Source organism: Acetobacterium bakii, assembly GCF_001263355.1.
Lineage (GTDB): Bacteria > Bacillota > Clostridia > Eubacteriales > Eubacteriaceae > Acetobacterium > Acetobacterium bakii.
The window spans coordinates 1-23,137 of record NZ_LGYO01000018.1; the positions used below are offsets into that span (position 1 = coordinate 1).

The following is a 23,137-nucleotide window of genomic DNA, read 5'->3' on the forward strand; positions in this document are numbered from 1 at the left end:
CACTTAGGCACTTATTTTTTATAGGGCGAAGCCCGTGACGAAGGCGCAGCGCAGCGGAGACTGAGTTGCACGTCTTCATTTCAACGGCAGTAGTTTTACAAGTTGTATTGAGTATGCCCGTATTTTATAGACAAAATAGAAAAGTAAGTCCTGAGGACAATCGTAACATCAGTTGTCTGCATCATGGCGAACAGGCAGCGCCTGTACAATCATGCCGCAGACAACGATTTACCATTGTCCACAGGACGGTTTGTTATTGATTATTTTACTTCTGTTTCAGCTATTTTCGTTTCTGGGAGTTCTAATCCCAATACCTTGCCAACTGATTTGTAAACCATAAAAGTAATGGCTGCATTTGCTCCTGCTTTAATAATATTAAAGGGCAGGATAATTGGCAGGATCATCGGCAAGACTGCTTCAACGGGTATGCCCAGGAAAAATGGTGTCAAAACAATGTTCCAGAGAATCATCGTAATGGTCATTACCACGACGCCGGCGCTTAAACCAATCACTGCACCTTTTCTGGTGCGATTTTTCTTGTAAATAATCCCGGCAACCAGTACAAATGAGCCAGTCGCAAAGAAGTGCATGAGAATTCCAATAACTCCGCTGGCTGAGCTAACCGTTAAACCCTGAAGTACACAAACGACGCCTGTCAGGATCAAACCCCCAACTGGGCCAAATAAAAATGCACCAATAAAAATAGGGATATCAGCTGGATCATATTCCAAAAACGGAGCGGTTGGGAATATTGGGAACCGAATCAGGTAAACCAATAGAATCGACATTGCTGCCAATACTGCCATTTGTGTCAGTTGTTTTGTTTTGATTTTCATCAAAAGCCTCCTAATTGTCTGCTCAGAAAATAATAAAAGCCCTTGGATTTTTCTCTCCAAGGGCTTGCGTGCAAAAATTGTACGCCATTTCTTTCATCCGGACTCTACCGTCGGTTTTGGATTCTAACCAAATCGGCCTTTCGGCTCGTGGACTTATTGCTTTCGCATATCACCACCGGTGAGGACTTACACCTCGCCCTGAAACAGACTTTTTATTTATTTATTTTATTATACACCCAAGGAAATTTATTTGTCAACGATATTTTTTAGATTCGTCTAACTAAACATCTTCTTTTTAAACAGAACAAAGGCAGCAATGCCGGTAAAGAACAAAGCAATAATGACTACGATACCAAAATTTGCCCCCGGCAATCCTTCTACGTTCATCCCATAGAAACTTGCAATCATGGTTGGAATGGCCATAAGAATGGTCAGTGATGTCAAAATTTTCATGACGATATTAAGATTGTTCGAAATGATTGAGGCAAAGGCATCCATAGTACCACTGAGGATATTGGTATAAATATTTGACATTTCAATGGCCTGCTGAACCTCAACCAATACATCTTCCAACAGATCTTTATCCTCTTCGTAAAGCTTAATAATTCGTCCGCGCTGGAGCTTTTCCACAACTGCCTGATTGGCCTTTAACGAAGTTGAAAAGAACACCAAACTTTTTTCAAGATCAAGCAATTGAAACAGCTCTTTGTTTTTCATAGAAATATGTAGTTCTCTTTCGATATCTGCACTCATTCGATTAATGTGCCTCAGATATACAAGGAAACGGCTGGCAACACGATAAAGGATCTGGAAAACAAACCGTGTTCTTAAATTTGTGAACACATTTTTGATTCGGCCTTTGGCAAAATCATCAATGAGTGTATTCCCACGGAGACATACGGTAATAATGTTTTCCTCTGTTTGAATAATCCCGACAGGAATGGTGGTATACAATACCATTTTCGTGTTATTTTGGACGACAGGAACATCGATGGTAATAAGTGCATGATTGTTATCTTCTACTTCCACACGAGAAATTTCTTCTTCATCCAACGCGGCTCTCAGAAAATCCGGTTCCACTCCTAATTCCTGAGTGATAAATAGGAGTTCTTCTTCGCTTGGGTTAACCAGGTTAATCCAACTATTTTTTTCAATGGACTCAATTTCTTCAATTTTTCCATCGATGGTTTTGTAAATTTTAATCATTGTTCTTCTCCTTAATTAAGAGCAACCAATGATCCAGCGGATATTTTGGTCGCTATGATTTTTATTTATTTGTTCAATACGCTTCTCTCCAGGGTCTGCGTCCATCCTATCTCACTCCTTTATTTATATTTTAAAAACAAAAAAAACCTCCACTAATCAACAGAGGTTTTTGCACAGCAAAAATAATGATTCCCCCAGTCGTTCAGTTTTGGCACTATACAGCGTAGGGCAACACCCAACTGCATTAAGTAAAACCTTAATTCGATAGTACCTGTTGACCCATTGGCATCTCTCGATGTTTCCGGGTAGCAGCCATATCTGTATAGGAGCCTCGCCTAACAAAAGAAACAGTTTTTGTTTTTTTTATTGTATTTATATGATTAACTATATCGTTTTACAGTGTTATTGTCAATGATTTAAGTTAAGAGGACCTGATTATAAATGAATTTTATTTGCATATTCATGACTATTTTGTGTATAATTTAAAACAACACCTATTTTAGATTATAACATAAAAAAAACGCAGCCAGGTCGATAAAATCCGCTTAAATCCATACCCAACCATAAAAAATCATCAAGCCTTTAGGAGGTAGAAATGTTATTTTCCAGACAAGAAGAAGAAAAAGAAAAAAAAATAAAAGATATCCATACAACCAAGGTTTTTGGAACGGAAGACAGTGATTCAATCTTGCCCAAATATAAACTTAAGAAAAAATCAATGGATCCTGACCTGGCATACCGAGTAATTAAAGACGAACTGTTGGATGAAGGAAGCGCTCGGCTAAATTTAGCTACCTTTTGCCAAACTTACATGGAACCTGCTGCTGTGAAGATCATGTCTGAAACCCTTGAAAAAAATGCCATTGATAAATCTGAATACCCTCAAACAACAGATCTTGAAAATCGCTGTGTCAACATGATTGCAGATCTTTGGAATGCACCAAAAGATATGGAATTCATCGGCACTTCCACGGTTGGTTCCTCTGAAGCCTGTATGCTGGGAGGGTTAGCCATGAAATTTTCCTGGCGAGAATGGGCGAAAACATTTGGCTTAAACATTAATGCTCAAAGGCCAAACTTGGTTATTTCATCTGGATTTCAAGTCTGTTGGGAAAAATTCTGTGTTTATTGGGACATTGACATGCGCCTTGTTCCTTTAGATGAAGAACACATGAGTCTGAATATGGATACTATTTTAGATTATGTGGATGACTATACCATAGGCATTGTGGCAATTATGGGTATTACTTATACCGGGAAGTATGACGATGTGGAAAAACTGGATGCACTTGTTGAAGCCCATAATCAAAAAACCGGGCATCAAATACCAATTCATGTGGATGCCGCCTCTGGGGGCATGTTCGCCCCTTTTATCCATCCGGATTTAAAATGGGACTTCCGCTTGAAAAATGTAATTTCCATTAACACTTCCGGTCATAAATACGGACTCGTCTATCCCGGTGTTGGCTGGGTAATCTGGAAAGATAAAAAGTATCTCCCAGCCGAACTTATTTTTAGTGTCAGTTATCTGGGCGGCGACCTTCCCACCATCGCCATTAATTTTTCCCGGTCTGCTAGCCAAATCATTGGGCAATATTTCAATTTCCTTTCCTATGGCTTTGACGGTTATCAGGAAATTCATCAGCGTACAAGGGAAGTTGCACGCTATATTGCCAATGAACTGATGGCCATCGGACTTTTTGACATCTATAACAATGGCGACAATATCCCCATTGTTTGCTGGAAAATGAAAGCCGATGCGAACAGGGAGTGGAGTCTCTATGATTTAGCTGACCGGGTTCGAATGAACGGCTGGCAGGTACCAGCGTACCCTCTACCGGCAAACATGACGGATATTATTATCCAAAGAGTTGTCATCCGCCAGGATCTGAGCATGCAATTGGCGGAACTGTTTATCAACGATTTAAAAGAAGGCATCCATGAACTGGACAATGCCCGGGTGATTGTCTACGGCAATGCCATTAAAGACAAAGGCACCTATGGTTTTACCCATTAATTCTGTTTATTCGATGATCCTATTTCTTCGCACAAAAATAACGGGCATGAAACGCATTGTTTTCATGCCCGTTATTACGTCGATTTCTTTAATTTCGAACCCTGTTCAAGTTTTATACTTCACGCATTTTGGCAAACATAAAGCTCCCTACAATTGCGATAATACCTAGTAACAGCTTTGGCAATAAACCACCACTGTCAAAGGGATCTGTTTCGGTGTTGTATGTATTCGATTGCCCCAGTGTCGGTTGTCCCGAAGTTGGCGGTGACAAAACTGTCGGTGTGGGAACTCTCGCCTGAATCCGAAATTTACTTTCTCCGTTTTGAAAAGAAATGGTGTAATTCGAATTGTTTAAATCTCCCAAAAAAATATCATATTCGCCCACCGATTCCCCGGCTGTCCGGCTTAGTGCGCCGCTGAAAACATCCTCACCATAGGCACCTTCCACATATTGCCAGTCCCCTTTGTCTGAACCGTAATCCCGCCAGACCATGTAGGTCAATGCCGGATCCGGATCGCCTTCAATCTTGGCTTGAGACCAGGGTTCAATCACAACCGATGCCGGGGTGATGGAATACACTTCTTTTGACCGAATGGTATCCTGGTTTACCTCTATTTTTGCTGGATTATCAGTAAATGGATACTGCTGATAATCAATCTTATAATTGTTAATATTTGTTCCGGCTAAACCATGCAGATAAAATCCCTCTGATGCCCAAACATAATAGCGGCCCACATCTTTAATCCGAGTCTTTATTTCTCCGTACCAGGGATTAAAAGCTTCATTTGTTTTAACGTCGATTTTATCTCCGGCAATGACATCTTCCTGATTATAAGAAATACCACACTCATCTAAAAAAGCATCACCATCATAAACTTTATCCTCTGGGATTAAAAACACTTCAACCGGTTTTGGCGTAATTTCTGCTGGTAAGTCCACAGCTTCAGTTTCCGGTACTCTTATAAGATTAGGATTTTCATCTGCTTCGGCGGGAGCTGCAATCACATAGTTATATGCTTTTGTTCCTGAAATTGTCAGGTCTTTTAAGATCACCTTATTCGTACCAGGAAAAATGACATCCTTTGAGTAAAATTCAGCAGAAGTAAAGTCGAAAATAACGTCATTGACATCCTCTTCGGCAACCCCGGCATTTGTTAATCCTTCAATCAAATTTATCGGCACATTTTTTGTGCCGTCATATACTTTGGCAATTGGTTTTTTTGTGATAAAATTCATTGTTTTTAAATCAACAGGTTTTATATTTATTTCTTCAGTGGCGAAGAAACTATCATAAACGTCATCGCCTTCATATTCAACGGTCACCAAATAGGTCCCTGCATCGGCTGGTGGCTCTGTTGATTCCAAATAAGCGTTTCCATTTTCCATTAACCCATTATAGGTGATTTTAATTTTTTCCGGATTAATGTCGGACGCTCCGGCTGCCGGATTCAATTCTGCCAGAACCTGTGGTTCACCATTATAGATTACATCTTCAGCAAAGGCTGCAACAGGCAACGGACCTCCTTCAATGGCAAGGATTTCGCCGGGAAGATATGCTGCAATTAAAAAAATAATTAAAACCAGACTCACTATTTTTTTTTCGGCTTTGGTTGTTTTCATTTGACGATCCTTCCCCTGATAATCCGTGGTCATTCCAGACAACATCAAAACAAGAAAAGGAGATTTCGAGTTTACTGTCGTTAAATATTTTTCCTATGTCAATATAATAAAATTTTCATTTTTTAATAAACCTACGAAATCATTATACCTTAACTATTTCATTATTCAACAGACACAGGAACTTGTTCGTAATTGTTCGTTTCCCATCCGATTTCTTTACATTATATTTACAACAACAAAGCCTCCGGAATTCCGGAGGCTTTGTTGTTGTAAAACTATTATGTGCCAAACACCTTGTTTCAGATCTTTTATAAATCCAGGATTTCGCTGCCCGATACCTGAACATCCACTCGCGGTCTTTTTAATATGGCAAGCAGTGTCATACTGACCACTGAACCGGCAACCAGAGCAATTACATACCCAAACGGATTTCCAACCAACGGAAATACGAAGATCCCGCCATGAGGTGCCAATAAGGTACATCCAAAGAACATAGATAACCCTCCAGCTAAAGCCGCGCCAACCGCACAGGCCGGAATAACCCGGATGGGATCTTCCGATGCAAAGGGAATTGCCCCTTCGGTAATAAAGGAAAGGCCCATAACATAGTTGGTCATTCCTGCTTCCCGTTCTTTTTTAGTAAAACGGTTTTTAAAGAAGGTGGTGCAAAGCGCAATGCCCAACGGCGGAATCATTCCGCCAATCATGACGGCGGCCATAATATCATACTGTCCCGTGGCCAATGATGCCAGTCCGAAGGTATAGGCGGCCTTGTTAATGGGTCCGCCCATATCAATGGCCATCATACCGCCGAGAACAATCCCCAGAACAACTTTGCTGGACGATCCCATACCGTTCAGCATCACTGTCATCCAGGTATTAAGTGCCGCAACCGGCGGATTGATGACAAAGGTGATAAGCGCTCCGATTATCAATATCCCCAGTACCGGATACAACAGGATTGGTTTGATGCCCTCTAAACTGTTAGGAAGCTTAGTAAATACCTTTTTCAGACCAAGCACCAGATAGCCCGCTGCAAAGCCTGCCAGCAAAGCTCCTAAAAATCCCGAACCACCGGTATTGGCAAGCATACCGCCGACAAAACCAACAGCTAAAGCTGGTCGGTCGCCAATGCTCATTGCGATGTAACCCGCCAATACCGGCAACATAAATGCAAAGGCGGTATCGCCAGTTGTTTTTAAGAAAGCTGCAAATGGTGTATTACTGCCAAAAGTTGCCGGGTTAATGCTGTAATCATCAAATAAAAATGCCAGTGCGATAAGAATGCCGCCGCCAATAACGAAGGGCAGCATATGAGAAACACCATTCATTAAATCTTTGTATATTTTTCGCCCGACACTTTCCTTTTCACTGGAGCTTTGACCTTCGGTAATGTTTTCCCCGGTACTCTGATAAATAGGAACATTACCACCCAGGGCTTCCTGAATCAGTTCTTTTGCCTTATGAATGCCGTCAGCAACCTTTGTCTGAATCACTGGTTTTCCATTAAACCGAGTCATTTCTACATTCGTGTCTGCTGTAATAATAATGGCATCAGCATTTTTGATTTCCTCTGGTGTTAACTGATTTTTCACCCCACCTGAACCGTTAGTTTCCACCTTTATGGTGATGCCCAGTTCTTTTGCCTTATTTTCAAGACTTTCTGCGGCCATGTATGTGTGAGCAATGCCGGTAGGGCAGGCGGTAACTGCCAGGATTTGAAATCCTTTTTCAGGAAGCTTTGTTTCTTTTTCTTCCGGCTTCCCATATTTTTCCTGTTCTTTTTCATCAATGAACTTCAGAAAGGCTTTGATATCAGGAGCCAGAATCAATTTTTGGCGAAATCCTTCATCCATTAAGATAGTAGAAAGCCGACTAAGAACCTCCAGATGAAGATCGTTGGCTTCATTTGGAGCTGCAATGAGAAAGAAGAGATAAGCGGGTTCCCCATCCAATGAATCAAAATCCGTACCATCTTTTACTACCATGGCAGCCAGCCCGGCATTTTTCACGGCGGTTGATTTTCCATGAGGAATGGCAACGCCTTCCCCAATACCTGTGGAACCTTCGTCTTCACGATTGAGCACTGCCAGCCGAAAGGCTTCCCGATCGCTGATATTTCCAGTGGTATCCATTAGATTCACCAGGTGTTCGATGGCTTCACTTTTAGCTGAGGGCTTTCCCTCAAGGTCAATGGCCTTTGAATTAAGCAAATCAATAATACGCATATTTTTTCCTCCTTATTTCAACTTTCTTTAGGTAATTGCGAAACTGCCNNTTGTGGAAACTGACATCAAAGCAACCATTGTTCGATTCATTTGAGTTTCGCAATTTCCTATTAACTTTCTTTCTCCGGCAATTGTCCCAGCATTTTTAAAATCTCATCTTTTGTTGCCAGCGCTTCTGAAAAGGCCGAGGCGCTACCAGTGGCGACACCCATTCGAAAGGCCTCCCAGAGATCACCATCCAAAAGATAGCCGGCTAAAAATCCTGCCACCATGGAATCCCCTGCACCGACAGAATTTTTAACAATGCCTTTTGGCGCTTTCATTTCATAAACCCGGGCATTTTCGCCAATGAGAATGGCACCATCCCCGGCCATGGAAATCAGAACATTTTGTGACCCCATTTCCTGAAGCCGTTTGGCCGCGTCAATAATATCCTCACGGTTTTTCAAGGTCACTCCAAAAATTTCCCCAAGCTCCTGCTTATTGGGTTTAATCAGAAAAGGCTGATACTTGATAACCTTCAGCAACAGTTCACCGGTGGCATCCACCACAATTTTTATGCCCCGGTTTTCCAAATGCTTCATGATATTTTCATAGGTATCTTCAGGAAGTGCTTTAGGAATACTGCCCGCCAAAACCAAAACATCGCCCTTTTTAATCAGCTCCAGCTTTTCAAAAAGCCTGCCAAGTTCTTTCTTTGTGATATTTGGACCCTGCCCATTAATTTCGCTTTCTTTATTGGCCTTTACTTTCACGTTAATCCGGGAGATTCCCGATTTCAATTTCACAAAATCAGTATAACAGCCAAAGGCCTTTACCCTGCGTTGAATTTCTTTTCCGGTAAACCCACCCACAAAGCCTAAGGCAACGTTTCCAATGGCAAGGTTTTTAAGCACCATTGACACATTAATCCCTTTTCCACCGGGGAAAATATGCTCCCATTCACTCCGATTTACCTCTCCTTCATGAAATTCTTCAAGTCCAACAATATAATCCAGGGATGGATTAAAAGTTACTGTAAAAATCATTGCCTATCCACCTCCCAGATTTTTGTGTGTTTACAATATGCTGAATCGAAAAGTTTGGTTGTTATAATCTCGCCATCTTCCAGCTTGCCAAAACTTACTGGCGCGATCTGATTGAATTTTGATGGGTCCGCTAAAATAAAGGCTACCTTTGATCTCACCAAAGCTTCATGTTTTACCTGGGCCTCGGTTGGGTCCGGCGTGCTGAAACCGGCGCTCATATCCACTCCATTGGTTCCAAAGAAGCCCTTTGTGAAATGATACTTTCCAAGAAAACGCTGGGCTTCAGTTCCCACCACGGCATCGGTTATCGGTTTGATTTCACCTCCCACAATAATGGTTCGGTATCCCTTTTGCACCAATTTCTTTGCCAGACTTATTCCGTTGGTGACATATACCGCGCCCGGTTCGACGATAGCATCCACCATGGCTTCAGTAGAGGTTCCGGCATCGATATAAACAAAATCATTCCGTTCAATAAGCGCCGCGGCAAACTGCCCAATCCGCTTCTTTTCTTCACGGTAATGGTCTTCTCTCATCTGAACGTCATAATCCATGGTGGCAAAGCTGCCCCCAATAGCGGTGGCCCCGCCATGAACTTTTTTAAGCTTGCCGCTATTATGAAGCGTTGTTAAATCTCTGCGGATAGTGGATTCAGATATATTCAAGGCTTCGGATAATTCCGCAACAGTCACTGCCCGTTTTTCTTCAATCATATGTAATGTTTTATCAAATCGTTCTTCTGCAATCATTTTCCCACCTCTTTAAACGCATAATATCACCATTTACAGTCAAAGTCAATCATTTAATTTCATTTATAATCATAATTAGTCAATTATGTGCATTTTTGCATACAAAAAAACGTTTGTAAACCAAATCGGTTTACAAACGCTAAAAAACTTAAACATTCGCCAAACTATTCTGCCAGAGATAGAACCAGTGCCGCTTTAAAAAGGTCCCCGTCAATATCGATCTTCAATTCACCCTTTTGAATTACCATCAAATCCTTGGCAATGGCCAGTCCCAGGCCGCTGCCTTCGCTGTTTCGGGTTTCATCACCGCGTTTAAACCGCTCCACAAGCTCTTCCGGTGAAATATTCAAGGGTTCGGCGGAGATATTTTTAAAAATAATTATTCCCATTCCCTCTTTTTTTATTAACTCCACATATACCCGGGATTCTTTTTGGGCATATTTTAAAATGTTGGAAAGGAGGTTTTGGATCACCCGCCAGAGCAGCCGGCCATCAGCATTTACCACCAAAAGCTGTTTTGGATACTGGGTAATAAATTCAAGTTGGGAAGAGCCAAGTTCTTCTTCCATTTCCCCCAGCCCCTGGGTCATTAATATCTCCAAATCAACCGCCTCGAAGTTTACTTCAATATTTCCCGAGGAAGCTTTGGCTGCTTCAAAAAGGTCATCGGTAAGGGTTTTTAACCGCTGGGCCTTATTCTCAAGTATATTTAGATATTTCACTTTTTCTGTCGGGTTAAGTTGACCATTTTTCAAAAGATCAATGGATGTGATAATCGAGGTTAAAGGTGTTCGAATATCATGGGATACATTGGTAAGCAACTCGGTTTTCATTCGTTGGCTTTGCACTTCTTTTGAAACTGCCAGGGTGATCCCTTCACCAATGGCATTAATCCCTTCCGCCAATTCGCCCAGAGCACCATTAAATCCAGTGAGCTTATAATCAACTTCACCGTTTTTAATGCGTTCCAGACCTTGTATGATTTCATCGTACTTCCGAACTTTTTTTCCCATTACATAAAGAATATAAACAATCAGTCCCAGACTAAATATTCCGATCAGGGGAACGTTAATGGCTAATCCCAATATCACCAGGCCAATACTGAATCCCATAAAGCGTTTAACCGATGATGACCCTTTCATCACTTCATGGTAATATCCCAAACATTTATTAATGATTTTTTTTATACTCTGATGAATACGCATGATTATTTTCCATGAGAGTAAATGTTGAGCAAAACTTCGGTCCTTAATAATTCGAGTCAGGGATAACAAAAAGTTCAATCCCAGTAACGCCCCTACTCCAAAAATCAGCAACATTATAATCAGGGGTAAACTCTTCGCGTAAATAAATATCATCCCCGACAAAAGAAGCCCTTCGACAATCAACAAAACAAATAAATGCAGATCAATATAAAAACTGTCGCTTTTTAAAAGGGTGATTCCCACTGTGCCTTTTTTATGCCCCGCAGAGATACAGGCTAAAACTGCTGAAATCAGGGTTCCCAGAAAAAACAAAATAAACAAGCTCACAGTCAGTTGAAATTCTGCCCGTTTATTTTGATAAATTCCTTCTTGTTCTGCAATGTAATCATCATCAAAGGACAAACTCACTTTAAAATTTTCTCCCTGGGCATCATCAAAAGCATACTGATTTATCTTTGGAAGCGTTGAGGTAATCAATCCATTATCATAGGAAAAAACCACTCGATTATCCAAAACATCTGCCTGTGTTACTTTTTCCGGAAAGGCTTTTATTATTCCCTGGGATTCAACATAATAAGTTAAACCTGGTATCTGCTGAATCTGTCCTTCATATAAGTTGATCTTCTTCAGATCTGCATTAATATATTGGAGCTTTCGGGCTTCTATTTCACTTGAAAATTTATCAAGAAATAGGGGATCTCCAATCACCTCAGCTAATGTCCTTTCTTCATTCTCAACCGCACTCGCAAAATCACTTGACATAGCAAGATCTTCCTTAAACTCGATTAATCGATCATCAGTCACCGTATTCCCAGCACTAATATTTTCTTCTGAAAGATAATAGTCATAGCGCTGTAAAATATCATAATATGCCGATGACACCTTATCGTTGAGTTCACTGCTCGCAAGATAATTTTCAGTATCTGGGGTCACACCATCCATTATTTCTATTCCTTTGAATAAGGTTCCAAAACAAAGAATGCTAAAAATCACAGCCAAACTAATAACCGTAATTTTCAAACCTTGATCAGTCCATATATTTTTCAATTTTGTAGCCAATGCCCCATACCACCTTTAAATATTTTGGTTCTTTTGGATTTATTTCAATTTTTTCTCGGATCCGCCGAATGTGCACCGCCACAGTGTTATCCGAATTATAGGAGGGCTCCTCCCAGACATTTTCATAAATCTGATCAATGGAAAAAACTTTGCCCTTTTCCGCCATTAAAAACAGCATGATTTTATACTCTACCGGGGTGAGCTTCACCTCTTCGCCGTCTACAGTTAACCGTTTATAGTCATCCTCAAGAACCAGGCCGCCGGTGCAGTAGGTTCCGACTTTTTCTGGACAACCGCCAAGCTTGGTGTAGCGTCGCAGCTGCGACTTCACCCGGGCAATGACCTCCATGGGATTAAAGGGTTTGGTGATATAGTCGTCCCCACCCATGGTCAAACCCATAATCTTATCATTATCTTCTGTTTTAGCTGATAAAAAAATAATTGGAATATTGTTAGTTTCTCTGATTTTCATGGTTGCCCGGAGTCCATCCATTTCCGGCATCATCACATCCATCAGGATCAATTGGACATCTTCTGTTTTCACCAGGGACAAAGCTTCTTTTCCTGAATAGGCCTTTAAAATATCATAGCCCTCGTTTTTCAAGTAAAGCTCCAGAGCTTCAACAATTTCTTTTTCGTCATCGCAAATTAAAATGCTCATTTTATCCGCCTTCCATTTTTCCGGTTTCTCTGTTTGAACTAATATTACCACAAACTTATGTCAAAAAACCCCGAAACTCCTTAAGAAATTCTGACAACTCAATTTGCCTGCAAACTGAAAATAAAAAAAGCAGCATCCCAAGGATAACTGCTTCTTAAAAAACTGGTTAAATTAAAAACTTTATACCTTCCGGTTTGTTTTTATTTGAAAATTCAAACCCCTGTTGAATGGTATTTTCGATCATTTCGCCATCGAGATTCATCAATCTAAATAAATTCCGAATTAAGAAGTAGATCATTGCACGTCCGGTAAATTTAATTTCTTTTTCATAGAAATTAACAAAAAGCTCTTTTCTTGCACCATATTCAGACCGGGCAATGACTTCCAGATCTGCTTCAATATAATTTTTATTTAAAAAATCCAAACAGGAACGATTTAAGGTGTTGGTAATATTAGTTCGCCCATGGGGGTTCACATTTTTAACAAGCACTTCATAATACAGAGTTTTATTATGTTCATCATTTAAAATGGCTTCATAATATAGAACCAGTGCATAACAATACTTGGTAAAAAGATTCAGATGCTCTGAAGTAACCGAAACATAATCATAGAGTGCCAAAAAAAACACATTATAGATATCGGTAATCATGTCATCCTTCTTTTTATAATAATATGTAATTGTTCCCAGTTTCACATCAGCATGATCAGCAATATCCTGTATTCCTGTTTTGTTATAACCATGCTCATAGAAAAGATCTTTTGCTGTATTGATAATATTCTGTTTGGTTTGAGTTCCTTTTTTCGACTTTGCCATGGTTTTGCCTTTCTTAGTATGGGTTAGACCCACAGGTGTATATTTTATTTACACCTTTGATGTTACAAAATGTTACTGCAAATGTCAATATAAAGTTTCAGAATGCTTCAATTTTTAGTAATTAAAACCGAATTTTCTATTTTAATAACAAAGTTTCTCTGTCCAGAAGGTTAATCCCCGGTACTGCCTTAAGGGTTTCAACAGCTTTATCCAGAACCTCATCATCAACTCGCATAATAATAATGGCATTATCCGTTTTTTTAGGCAGAAACGAATAAGCATAGACAATATTAATTTTTTCCCTGGTTAATGCATCCACCAAAATGCTAAGTCCTCCCGGTTGGTCGGAAATTTCCGCGGCCAGAACAGGGGTTAATGAGCTCATAATATTATGTTTCTTCAGAACTCCCAAACCCTTATCCGTTTCCTGTAAAATCAAACGGACAATTCCATAATCCATGGTTTCGGCAATGTTTAACGAACGAATATTAATATCGTTTTCTGCCAGAATCTTTAATAAATTGTTTAGACGGCCTTCATGGTTTTCCATGAAAATTGATACTTGTCGAATCATTTTTTTCCTCCTAAATTTTTCTTAAATCAACAACCCGTTGGCTTTTGCCTTCACTTCGAGGAAGGCTTTTAGGTTCAACAAGGGATATCTTGGCATTGATGCCGGTAACCGAATTAATGCGCTCTTTAATGCGACGTTCCAGTTTTTCGAGATTACTGATTTTATCTGAAAACAAGGTTTCGCTGAGTTCAACCTTAACTTCAAGCGTATCCAGGGATCCATCTCTTCTGACAACCAATTGATAGTGGGGTTCCACTTCGCTCACTTCAAGGAGAACACTTTCAATCTGGGTTGGGAAAACATTGACCCCGCGAATAATAAGCATATCATCGGTTCGTCCCTGCAATCGAGAGATTCTTAAATGGGTTCTGCCACAGGCACAAGGCTCGTCGATAATCTTTGTTATATCCCGGGTTCGGTAACGCAGAATCGGGATCCCTTCTTTTGTGATGGTGGTGATAACCAGCTCACCCTGTTCGCCATGTGGAAGAACTTCCAGGGTAACCGGATCAATGATTTCCGGAATAAAATGATCTTCCCACATATGGAGGCCATTTTGACATTCACATTCAATGGCAACTCCCGGTCCCATAATTTCAGACAAGCCATAAATATCATAAGCCTTAATTTTCAATTTTTTCTCAATTTCTTTGCGGATATTTTCAGACCAGGGTTCAGCACCAAAAATACCGACCTCTAGTTTTAGAGCTTCGGGATCAATGCCCTGCTCCTTTAATACCTCTGCCAGATAAATAGCATAGGAAGGTGTACAGGTTAATACCGTAGAACCAAAATCCTTCATAATCATAATCTGTTTTGCGGTGTTCCCTCCGGAAATTGGAATAATCGAAGCGCCGAGTCGTTCGGCCCCATAATGAACACCTAAGCCTCCGGTGAACAGACCATAGCCATAGGCATTTTGAATCACCGAATGGGGACGTGCCCCGGCCGCCATCAACGAACGCGCCATCAGTTCCGACCAGGTAGCAATGTCATTTCGTGTGTATCCCACCACTGTCGGTTTTCCAGTGGTGCCTGAAGAAGCGTGAATCCTCACGATCTGCTCCAACGGCACTGTGAAAAGACCATAAGGGTAGTTGTCTCGCAAATCAACCTTAGTGGTAAAAGGCAGCTTTTGAAGATCCGCAAGCGACTGAATGTCCTCAGGCATGATGCCGCATTCCTGAAATTTGTTTCGATAAAATGGAACGTCATGATAAATTCGCGACACCATTCGTTTTAAACGTTCCAATTGAAGCTCCTGTAGTTTTTCTCTGGGCATGCATTCGTAGCTTTTATTCCAGTACATTATTTCCTCCTGAATTTTCTTTATTATATCATTTGAACAGGTATGATGTTTGAAAATTATAAAAGGCCCGTCCTTGTAAAAAGGACGAGCCTTACTCGCGGTACCACCTAATTTGATTATTTAATAATCCCCTTGTTACCGAACACTCCCACCATAATGGTTCATGTTCCCTCTTCTGATAACGGCAAGAGTCACCGGTTTTGCCTAATAAGGATCGTTCAATCCTGTTGAGCAAAACAACTCCTGAGGGAACTTCATCATCATTATCACCATCGGCTTTCACCCTTACCGACTCTCTGCAGACTTTAATGAAAATTACTTTCCTCAATCATAGTTTTTGACTATATCGTCCATTATATTACTAACTTCAAAATATTGTCAAGAATTTTTTGGGCTTTGAAGCATTCAACTTACTTTATGGCTTTTCTCGCAAAATTATAAACTTCAAATACAGATGCGATCCATACGGCAATGGCCCCAAAATATTTATTGATTTCCGGAATCCCGGGATTGTAAATATTTAAATGCAAGGTTATGTATCCCAATACAAACATCCACATCAACATCATCAGCCCTCTGGAAGATCGCCCAATAAAAACATAACCGGAACTTGGTATCAAAAGGTTTGATATGACAATCATCCACATTTTAAATTTTTTATTCTTCAATATATTCATTAAAACCTCCCCCATTATTAATAACCTTCTGGACGAGGCCAATTGGAAACACCTTTTGACATAAAGGTATTATAATCCAAAAATTTCGAACGGTAATAAACAAACCATATTGATGCCAGCAGATAGAATGTAAATCCTGCCACAAGATTAATCCAATAACCAAAATACATACCAAATAGGGTTGCCCCGGATAAAATCAACACAATAATCGACGGCACTGGATGCCACTTGGCCTCATAACCCCTTTTGATACTCCCAATGGGATACATCTTTCGAAATTTAATCATCATATATGCCGTTAATATATAAACTAACAGGGCCGAGAAAATTGAGAATGTGATAACCTGGTCCAGCAAACCGGTGAATCCAAACGCCAGCGAAATAGGCAGCAAAAATAAAATGGCGACATAGGGCGTCTTGTATTTGGGATGAAGTACTGCAAAAGATTTGGGAATGAGCGTATCTCTCGCCATGGAATACCAGGCGCGGCTGGCGTCGGCAATGCACCCATTAGCACTGGCCAAACACGCAAGCATTGTCCCCATAAACAATATGTTGATGATAAGCGGTTTATTGGTTGCAATGGCTGCATCAAACAAAGGATAGGTTGATTTGGCCAGGATTGAGGATTCAACCAAGCCCGATGATACAAACCATGTTATAGTCGCGCCGATGATTAATGTGACTAAACCGGTGATTGCGCCTAACGGTAGGGCGCGCCCGGTTGACTTGCATTCTTCAGCAACCAGAACCGTTCCTTCGATACCCAAATAGAACCAGCAGCCAAACTGCAATGCTCCTAAAATCCCCATAGCGCCATAGGGAAGACCATTGGTTAACGCCTTTAGATTCAGCATGCTTTCTGTCGGCGAATAGAATTTTGTGGTAAACAAAAGTATGATAATAGTTAAAAAGGCGACGCCTGTCAATATGATATTCAAATTCAATGTGGCGTGAACACCCCGGTAATTCAAATAGGTTAATAGCAATAAACTTAAAATAATATACGGCAGCGCCTGGACATCCGGGCTAAGGGTTTTTAATATTTCGCCCACCACCAAAGCATCGGCCGCTTCAAGCATGACATACTCAAAAACAAGCATCAAGCCAACATTAAAAGCCGCCAGCGGCCCTAAAAGGTATTTCGCCATTGCATACTGACCACCGGCTTCCGGAATAACCGAACCCATTTCTGTATTGATCATAATCAGACAAACATACATTATCCCAATCGTCCAACAGGCAATGATGGCGCCCAGAGACCCGCCCTTGGCGATGGTAAAATTCCACCCCATAAATTGCCCAACTAAAACAATTCCTACTCCTAATGCCCATACATGTACCGGCCCAAGAACTTTTGGCAAGTGCGATTCAGTCATTTTCTCCATCATTAAACCTCGCTCTTAAGGCAAACAAACTTAATTTCCATTGTTGTACCGGCCTTTTCTCACTCGCACTATATCAACAATAAACAAGATCACAATAAATGCACTCAATCCCCAGGCAACATAATTCATCACACTCCAAAAGCTCATTTTTTATCCTCCTCTTTGAATTTTTCAGTTGGATAAATGTAATTTATCATTGTCTTTAAGCCTTTATCCGAACGATTAAGCATATACAGCAAATATATTGCCAGCCCCAGAAATGTTGTGATCAGTGTTTTTACGTGAATTGTGTAATCTAACCCAGCCCCACTGTTGTTTTTGAGCAGCATTGCACTGAGCAATGTGGCAAAACACAAAAGCATAATAAATAGGGAATCAAATATTTCCAGCGCCAGTTTTTTTTCTTTTGTTTTTTTCATTTCTTTCATCTCTTTTCAGTCATTTCACTAACATATAAAGTTTTTTTGTTTTTCTTTAAATGAATCAGCACTGCCATTGAAGAAGCGGTTGCAAAAACACCCACCAGTATTCCGATTGTAAAAATCATCGCTTTTAATGGCTGATTCGGTGTGATGTCGCCAATCTTCAGCATTACAAAGATTAATACCGCCCACAGAACAATCATTGCAATAATAATTGCGATCCCATCCATTCGATAGGTTTTGTTCATTTGATTTTCCATTAATGTAACCTCACTTTAAATATAATTGTCCCTAGTTCAAATTTTATTTTTATACCTAATCATCGCACCACCTTTAATCCATCAATCTCTGTCACCTTCTTTTTCACCACTCTATAATTAAAGCAATTTTTGTGCCATAAGTATAATATGACTGTATTTTTTTTTATGCCTGTTTAATAGGCTTTTATGCGCTTATTTTTGAGTTCTTATTTTTTTGAAGTATTTTAGCGCCATTAACTCATCCTAATTTAGCTTTAAATCTGATTCCTTGTTTCAAGTCTTCGTTTCAACATTTTTTTGCGCCATTTTTTTTGCGCTGTCTTGTTTTTTTGCACGCCATATACGAAGCGGTTTCCAAAAAACACCCCTTGCAAAATAAAATTAAACAGCCCTTTGGCTTCGTATTTTAACGAATCCAAAGGGCTGTTTTAAAACAATGGTTTTATTTTTCCCGTATTCTGATTTTTATTTGAGCTTAAAGGCACCCACCATTTCTTTAAGCATTAAGGCCTGGCCCGACAGCTCTTCGCTGGCGGCAGCGCTTTCTTCGGCAGTGGCTGAGTTAGTCTGAACCACCTGGGAGACCTGTTCGATGCCCTGGTTGATTTGGGCGATCTCCGAAGCCTGATCATTGGACGCCTGGGCAATGGTTCCCACCAAACCTGCGACTTTTTCAATCTCCCTTAAAATTTCGCTTAAACTGACCGCGGTTTCATCCGCAATTTTGGACCCCTCTTGTACTTTTTCAATTGAGCCTTCGATCAGAACCGTTGTTTCCATCACGGCGACTGCACTCCGGGCTGCCAGATTACGAACTTCCTCGGCGACCACCGCAAAACCTTTCCCCTGCTGTCCGGCTCGTGCAGCTTCTACTGCCGCATTGAGGGCCAAAATGTTCGTCTGGAAGGCAATATCGTCAATAACCTTGATGATTTTGGAAATATTCCTGGAGGAATCGTTGATTTCCACCATGGCGGATACCATTTTTTCCATTTGAGAATTTCCCACTTCCGCATTTTTATGCACCTCAACCGCCCGTTCATTGGCTTCATTGGCCCGCATGGCGTTTTTCTTGGTTTCCCCGGCCACTTCTTCAATCGAAGCAGTGAGCTCTTCAATGGAGCTGGCCTGTTCGGTAGTTCCCTGGGACAGTGCCTGGCCGCCATCGGAGATTTGTCTGGCGCCGATTTCAACCTGCGAGGCGGCATCATCAATATCTTTCATGGTGATACTGATGCTCGTGGTAATCCCATTGATTGCCGCTTTGATGGCTGAAAAATCCCCCAGATAGTTCGCGGTAATTTCCAGGTCCAGATTTCCCTGACCCACTTTTTCCAAGGTTTGGGTAATTTCATCCACATAGCGTTTTAAGAAGCCAATGGTCTGATTCATGTCGTCTCTGATAACCGTGTAGTCACCGTTGTAATTGCCAACCATGCCAGTATTCAGGTTCCCCCGGGCCAGTTCTTTTAAGGTGTCGGAGGCTTCCTGAACCGGTGCGATCACCGCGTCCAGGGTGGCATTAACGCCGTCAACAATTTTGGCAAAGTCGCCCTGATGGCGGCTGGCATCCGCCCGGGTATTCAGTCGGCCGTCGATGCCGGCCTGGGCCAGCATAACCGTATCACTGATCAGGTTTTCAACCGAGGTTTGCACTTCTTCGAGACTGTTTCTGATTTCGTTGAACTGGGCGCTGACTTCTTTGGTGTATTCATCGGCGGCACCGACAGCCATATCAAAGGCCAGATCCCCTTCTGATAAACGGATCAGGTTATTGCCCAATCGGGTGACTTCATTTTTGGTATAGTCGCTGACCCGGATGATCGCGGTTAAATCGGTGACGACTTCCACAAAGCCTACTTTTGCGCCTTTGGCATCCATCAGATAGGCAGTATCCTGTTTATAGTTACGGCCGTACCATTCAAAATAACTGTCGGCTAATCCCTGATCGACCAGTCGTCTGATCCCGCAACCTTCGGTGCGGCAGATGTTGGCGCCGGCATTATAGCAGTCCATGCCGCAGCCTTCGGTCCGGTCGGTAATCACATTATTATTGATCATCATCGCTTCAAAAGGCTTGTTCATAAAGGTCCATTTCATATCATTGTCGGTGACGTGAATAGGGAATGGTACCGCATCGATAATGGATTCATACCAGATCATCTTATCAACCACCGTATCCAGGGTGGCATTTACACCTTCAACAACTTCTTTAAAACCGCCGCGAAAAGCCTCGGCATTGCCTCGGATATCCCAATGGCCTTCCACCGCAGCATGGGACAGCATGATGGCTTCTGTGATAAGACCTTTGATGGTCTCAATGGTCTGTTTCAATGCCGGGGTAATCTCATCCAAATCATCCTTTGCCTGGATTTCAGCGGACACATCACCGGCGGAGATCTGTTTCAGTGTACCAATAAACACATGTTGAAGATCCTCGGCAAACTGATCCATGGCTATTGCCATTTCTCCGATTTCATCCCTATTTTTTATATTTAAACGCATCCCCAAATGACCCATGCTCATTTCTTTAATCATATGGTTCATCTCAACAACAGGTTTGGTAATCGAAGCAGAGATTTTATATAAAATAAACCCAACAATAAAAAACACCAGCATTCCGGCAATGAAAACCAGCGTGATATTTTTAGAAATCGCAGCATTGATGGTGCTCATGGAATACCCAATGTCCAAAGCCCCCACCAACTCACCGTTGATCACAACGGGATATAAAACATCATAAACATCGATTTGCTCCACATCATAAAAATACTCGAAGGCACTGGATTTCCCCTCTAGGGCTGAGGCTTTGATGTTTTCATTCTCCGCATAACTCTTGCCAATTAAATCAGGATTACTGTCTGCAATTCCGACCAGATTTTTATCAACAAACGTCGCATAAACAATACTATCAGCAGAAGACATTTCATCAATCAAAGCCTGATAACCAAACTTTTGCGTAAGCTCCATGACCCGGTCTGCAGTAACCCCTGCCTGAACAAATCCGCCGGTACCCGTTTTGATATAACCGAATTTAAAACTTTCATCGGTTTCCGTGCTTTTTCGGATATCCTCCATAAATTCTGTGTTTCCGCTAATCATAAAATTATGAATCGGATCCCCGGGAGCAGCTTTCCAGCCGACATATTCACCATTAACAGCACTGATGATTTCCCCGGCAGGATTAAACCAGTAAATTTGATCAATACCCGATTGCTGTGCCAATGTTGTTAAGTATTGATCATTAATAATCCCCTGATTTCCGATCACAATATTACCAATGCTTCGAATCTGTTCTTCGATCATATCATTCATTGTTTTAAGCGCTTCGGAATTGTCCTCTATCCGATCAACAAACTGCTGGGATGCTGAAAACCCATTTTCCCGCATCTCGGCAAGTAAACTGTTTCTGGTTAAATAAGCAGAAATGCCACCGATCACAAATATACCGATCAATACCGAGCATAGGGGAACGATCAATAATTTAACTTTAATCGACTTTGACTTGACACCAGAATTATCTTTTGGCATACTTTACTCTCCTCTTTTTTCATAATTTTGATATTACTGATTAATCCTGAAAACAATGATCACCCTACCCGAATTTTAACTTCACACTTTGATAAAGACACCACCTTAACTAAATTTGATTACTCAATTTTTTCTTCATTGCACACTTTTAATGCAATTTTCATGCCATAATTTTATAATTGTGGCATACTCTTCAAAATATTTATTTTTAAATAAAAAAATACCCATAAGACTTTCCATCTTATCGGTATTTTTCCTTACTTATTTAATTTATTATTTAGCGACAATCAATTCCTGGAATTTAGATTCTTTCTATACAACGCCCAACCCAACATCGCCATAGGTTGCCATTTCTCGATTCATTGACAGGGCGCATTCAATAATATTAAAGGCGATAGCCGCTCCGCTGCCTTCTCCCAATCGCATTCCCATATTCAGGAATGGTTTGGCCCCAATAAATTCAGAACCAAAAGCGGCTCCTTTTTCTGCGGATGCATGGGAACAAATGAGGTACCCTTTCACATCTGGATTTAAAGCAATCGCAATAGCCGCAGAAGCGGTGGAAATAAATCCATCAATGACAACCGGTATCTTATGGGCTGCTCCCGCAAGCATCACACCGGCCATGGCGCCAATTTCAAGGCCACCGACCTTCGCCAATACATCGATGGCATCCTTTTTATCCGGTTTATTCAATGCAATGGCATCTCTGATGACCTGGGCTTTGTTAACCATTTTTTCTTCAGATAAGTTTGCTCCGGCGCCGGTGAGTTCTCCGGGATCAACGTCACCAAGCACAGCAAAAATTGCGGCACTGGGGGTCGTGTTGCAGATCCCAACCTCTCCGGTGCCTAACATGTTATAGCCATTTCTAATGGCTCTTTCAGCAACATCAATGCCGGTCTCAAGTGCCAGTATTGCTTCTTCATAGCTCATTGCCGGGCCTTTTCGCATGTTTGCTGTTCCTTTTCTGATTTTTTTCATTAAAATACCGGATTTTGGATCAACTTCACCCAGCATGCCCACATCACAAACAAAAACATCGGCCCCGGCTTGCTTACTTAATGCGCCAACCCCGCTTTTTCCCGCAATGGTCATATTGGCCATTAATCCGGTAACTTCCTGGGGTGCAGCTGAAACCCCTTCTTCAAAAACGCCATGATCTCCGGCAAAAACCAGTACCGCTTTTTTGCGAATTTCCGGATACATTTCTCCGGTGATCCCAGATATTTGAACCGCAATTTCTTCCAACACACCCAGGCTTCCCACAGGTTTCAACAGAAAATCAACCCGTTCCTTGGAAACCGTCATCATTTGTTCATTTAAAGGTTCAATTTTTTCCAATGTTTTGTTTAATAAGCTCATTTTTTCTCCTTGAAATTTAAGTTTTTAGGTAATTGCGAAACTACCGTGAGCTTCGCTGCCAGCTTACACGAAACAATTTTTACACTGCACGGCGGACAGTTCGATGAACTGTTCGCCTGCACGTTACAAAATTGTTTGTGAAAACTGACATCAAAGCAACCATTGTTCGTTTCTTTTGAATTTCGCA

The 23,137-nt window shown here is 41.2% G+C and carries 18 protein-coding genes, 2 riboswitches and 1 other annotated feature; of the genes, 1 reads left to right on the forward strand and 17 read right to left on the reverse strand.

From position 1 onward, the window contains the following. Positions 1–260 precede the first annotated feature (260 nt). Positions 261–836, reverse strand: coding sequence for an ECF transporter S component (locus AKG39_RS07785; RefSeq protein WP_050739823.1), 576 nt, complete (start codon positions 834–836; stop codon positions 261–263). A gap of 81 nt (positions 837–917) precedes the next feature. Further along, positions 918–1,046: riboswitch (FMN riboswitch) on the reverse strand. A gap of 66 nt (positions 1,047–1,112) precedes the next feature. Next, complete coding sequence (locus AKG39_RS07790) at positions 1,113–2,042, reverse strand: magnesium transporter CorA family protein (protein ID WP_050739824.1); 930 nt, start codon at positions 2,040–2,042, stop codon at positions 1,113–1,115. A gap of 186 nt (positions 2,043–2,228) precedes the next feature. After that, positions 2,229–2,392, reverse strand: a riboswitch (M-box (ykoK) riboswitch). A gap of 245 nt (positions 2,393–2,637) precedes the next feature. On the opposite strand from AKG39_RS07790, the gene gad reads away from it, so the two are divergent. Next, positions 2,638–4,059, forward strand: coding sequence for a glutamate decarboxylase (gene gad, locus AKG39_RS07795; protein ID WP_050739825.1), 1,422 nt, complete (start codon positions 2,638–2,640; stop codon positions 4,057–4,059). 112 nt (positions 4,060–4,171) lie between these two features. Here gad and AKG39_RS07800 read toward each other — a convergent pair whose 3' ends face one another. From AKG39_RS07800 to cobT, 15 genes are all read right to left on the reverse strand, one after another. Then, a complete protein-coding gene (locus AKG39_RS07800) occupies positions 4,172–5,680 on the reverse strand; it encodes a YDG domain-containing protein (RefSeq protein ID WP_050739826.1) in 1,509 nt (502 codons plus the stop codon). A 308-nt stretch (positions 5,681–5,988) separates the two neighbouring features. After that, a complete protein-coding gene (locus AKG39_RS07805) occupies positions 5,989–7,908 on the reverse strand; it encodes a PTS fructose transporter subunit IIABC (RefSeq protein ID WP_050739827.1) in 1,920 nt (639 codons plus the stop codon). Positions 7,909–8,018: 110 nt separating this feature from the next. Continuing rightward, complete coding sequence (gene pfkB, locus AKG39_RS07810; protein WP_050739828.1) at positions 8,019–8,936, reverse strand: 1-phosphofructokinase; 918 nt, start codon at positions 8,934–8,936, stop codon at positions 8,019–8,021. After that, positions 8,933–9,685: a DeoR/GlpR family DNA-binding transcription regulator gene (locus tag AKG39_RS07815; protein WP_050739829.1), complete on the reverse strand. Its 753-nt coding sequence runs from the start codon at positions 9,683–9,685 to the stop codon at positions 8,933–8,935. The genes pfkB and AKG39_RS07815 overlap by 4 nt, the downstream gene beginning before the upstream one ends. A 164-nt stretch (positions 9,686–9,849) precedes the next feature. Continuing rightward, positions 9,850–11,949, reverse strand: a complete 2,100-nt coding sequence (locus tag AKG39_RS07820) for a sensor histidine kinase (RefSeq protein WP_050739830.1) — start codon at positions 11,947–11,949, stop codon at positions 9,850–9,852. Continuing rightward, on the reverse strand, positions 11,918–12,610 hold the full coding sequence (locus tag AKG39_RS07825; protein ID WP_050739831.1) for a response regulator transcription factor: 693 nt from the start codon (positions 12,608–12,610) through the stop codon (positions 11,918–11,920). Before AKG39_RS07825 ends, AKG39_RS07820 begins: the two co-directional genes overlap by 32 nt. Before the next feature lie 166 nt (positions 12,611–12,776). Further along, on the reverse strand, positions 12,777–13,424 hold the full coding sequence (locus AKG39_RS07830) for a TetR/AcrR family transcriptional regulator (protein WP_050739832.1): 648 nt from the start codon (positions 13,422–13,424) through the stop codon (positions 12,777–12,779). A 136-nt stretch (positions 13,425–13,560) separates the two neighbouring features. Further along, entirely contained in the window at positions 13,561–13,998 is a 438-nt protein-coding gene (locus tag AKG39_RS07835) for an amino acid-binding protein (RefSeq protein WP_050739833.1), read from the reverse strand. 10 nt (positions 13,999–14,008) lie between these two features. Beyond that, positions 14,009–15,307 (reverse strand): phenylacetate--CoA ligase family protein, encoded by a 1,299-nt coding sequence (locus tag AKG39_RS07840; RefSeq protein ID WP_050739834.1) that lies wholly within the window; start codon positions 15,305–15,307, stop codon positions 14,009–14,011. A 77-nt stretch (positions 15,308–15,384) separates the two neighbouring features. Continuing rightward, positions 15,385–15,648: a binding site (T-box leader), on the reverse strand. 69 nt (positions 15,649–15,717) lie between these two features. Next, positions 15,718–15,984 (reverse strand): hypothetical protein, encoded by a 267-nt coding sequence (locus tag AKG39_RS07845; RefSeq protein WP_126981262.1) that lies wholly within the window; start codon positions 15,982–15,984, stop codon positions 15,718–15,720. A gap of 17 nt (positions 15,985–16,001) precedes the next feature. Beyond that, entirely contained in the window at positions 16,002–17,372 is a 1,371-nt protein-coding gene (locus tag AKG39_RS07850; RefSeq protein WP_242852572.1) for an APC family permease, read from the reverse strand. A 143-nt stretch (positions 17,373–17,515) separates the two neighbouring features. Further along, on the reverse strand, positions 17,516–17,791 hold the full coding sequence (locus AKG39_RS07855; protein ID WP_050739837.1) for a hypothetical protein: 276 nt from the start codon (positions 17,789–17,791) through the stop codon (positions 17,516–17,518). 5 nt (positions 17,792–17,796) lie between these two features. Continuing rightward, positions 17,797–18,054 (reverse strand): hypothetical protein, encoded by a 258-nt coding sequence (locus AKG39_RS07860; RefSeq protein WP_050739838.1) that lies wholly within the window; start codon positions 18,052–18,054, stop codon positions 17,797–17,799. A 465-nt stretch (positions 18,055–18,519) separates the two neighbouring features. Beyond that, on the reverse strand, positions 18,520–21,585 hold the full coding sequence (locus tag AKG39_RS07865; RefSeq protein ID WP_050739839.1) for a methyl-accepting chemotaxis protein: 3,066 nt from the start codon (positions 21,583–21,585) through the stop codon (positions 18,520–18,522). 312 nt (positions 21,586–21,897) lie between these two features. Further along, complete coding sequence (gene cobT / locus AKG39_RS07870; protein WP_050739840.1) at positions 21,898–22,950, reverse strand: nicotinate-nucleotide--dimethylbenzimidazole phosphoribosyltransferase; 1,053 nt, start codon at positions 22,948–22,950, stop codon at positions 21,898–21,900. Between the last annotated feature and the right edge of the window lie 187 nt (positions 22,951–23,137).

Coding starts and splice junctions, on each gene's coding strand:
- AKG39_RS07785 (WP_050739823.1), bottom strand. CDS start 836: ATGAAAATCAAAACAAAACAACTGACACAAATGGCAGTATTGGCAGCA.
- AKG39_RS07790 (WP_050739824.1), bottom strand. CDS start 2,042: ATGATTAAAATTTACAAAACCATCGATGGAAAAATTGAAGAAATTGAG.
- gad (WP_050739825.1), top strand. CDS start 2,638: ATGTTATTTTCCAGACAAGAAGAAGAAAAAGAAAAAAAAATAAAAGAT.
- AKG39_RS07800 (WP_050739826.1), bottom strand. CDS start 5,680: ATGAAAACAACCAAAGCCGAAAAAAAAATAGTGAGTCTGGTTTTAATT.
- AKG39_RS07805 (WP_050739827.1), bottom strand. CDS start 7,908: ATGCGTATTATTGATTTGCTTAATTCAAAGGCCATTGACCTTGAGGGA.
- pfkB (WP_050739828.1), bottom strand. CDS start 8,936: ATGATTTTTACAGTAACTTTTAATCCATCCCTGGATTATATTGTTGGA.
- AKG39_RS07815 (WP_050739829.1), bottom strand. CDS start 9,685: ATGATTGCAGAAGAACGATTTGATAAAACATTACATATGATTGAAGAA.
- AKG39_RS07825 (WP_050739831.1), bottom strand. CDS start 12,610: ATGAGCATTTTAATTTGCGATGACGAAAAAGAAATTGTTGAAGCTCTG.
- AKG39_RS07830 (WP_050739832.1), bottom strand. CDS start 13,424: ATGGCAAAGTCGAAAAAAGGAACTCAAACCAAACAGAATATTATCAAT.
- AKG39_RS07835 (WP_050739833.1), bottom strand. CDS start 13,998: ATGATTCGACAAGTATCAATTTTCATGGAAAACCATGAAGGCCGTCTA.
- AKG39_RS07840 (WP_050739834.1), bottom strand. CDS start 15,307: ATGTACTGGAATAAAAGCTACGAATGCATGCCCAGAGAAAAACTACAG.
- AKG39_RS07845 (WP_126981262.1), bottom strand. CDS start 15,984: ATGAATATATTGAAGAATAAAAAATTTAAAATGTGGATGATTGTCATA.
- AKG39_RS07850 (WP_242852572.1), bottom strand. CDS start 17,372: ATGGAGAAAATGACTGAATCGCACTTGCCAAAAGTTCTTGGGCCGGTA.
- AKG39_RS07855 (WP_050739837.1), bottom strand. CDS start 17,791: ATGAAAAAAACAAAAGAAAAAAAACTGGCGCTGGAAATATTTGATTCC.
- AKG39_RS07860 (WP_050739838.1), bottom strand. CDS start 18,054: ATGGAAAATCAAATGAACAAAACCTATCGAATGGATGGGATCGCAATT.
- AKG39_RS07865 (WP_050739839.1), bottom strand. CDS start 21,585: ATGCCAAAAGATAATTCTGGTGTCAAGTCAAAGTCGATTAAAGTTAAA.
- cobT (WP_050739840.1), bottom strand. CDS start 22,950: ATGAGCTTATTAAACAAAACATTGGAAAAAATTGAACCTTTAAATGAA.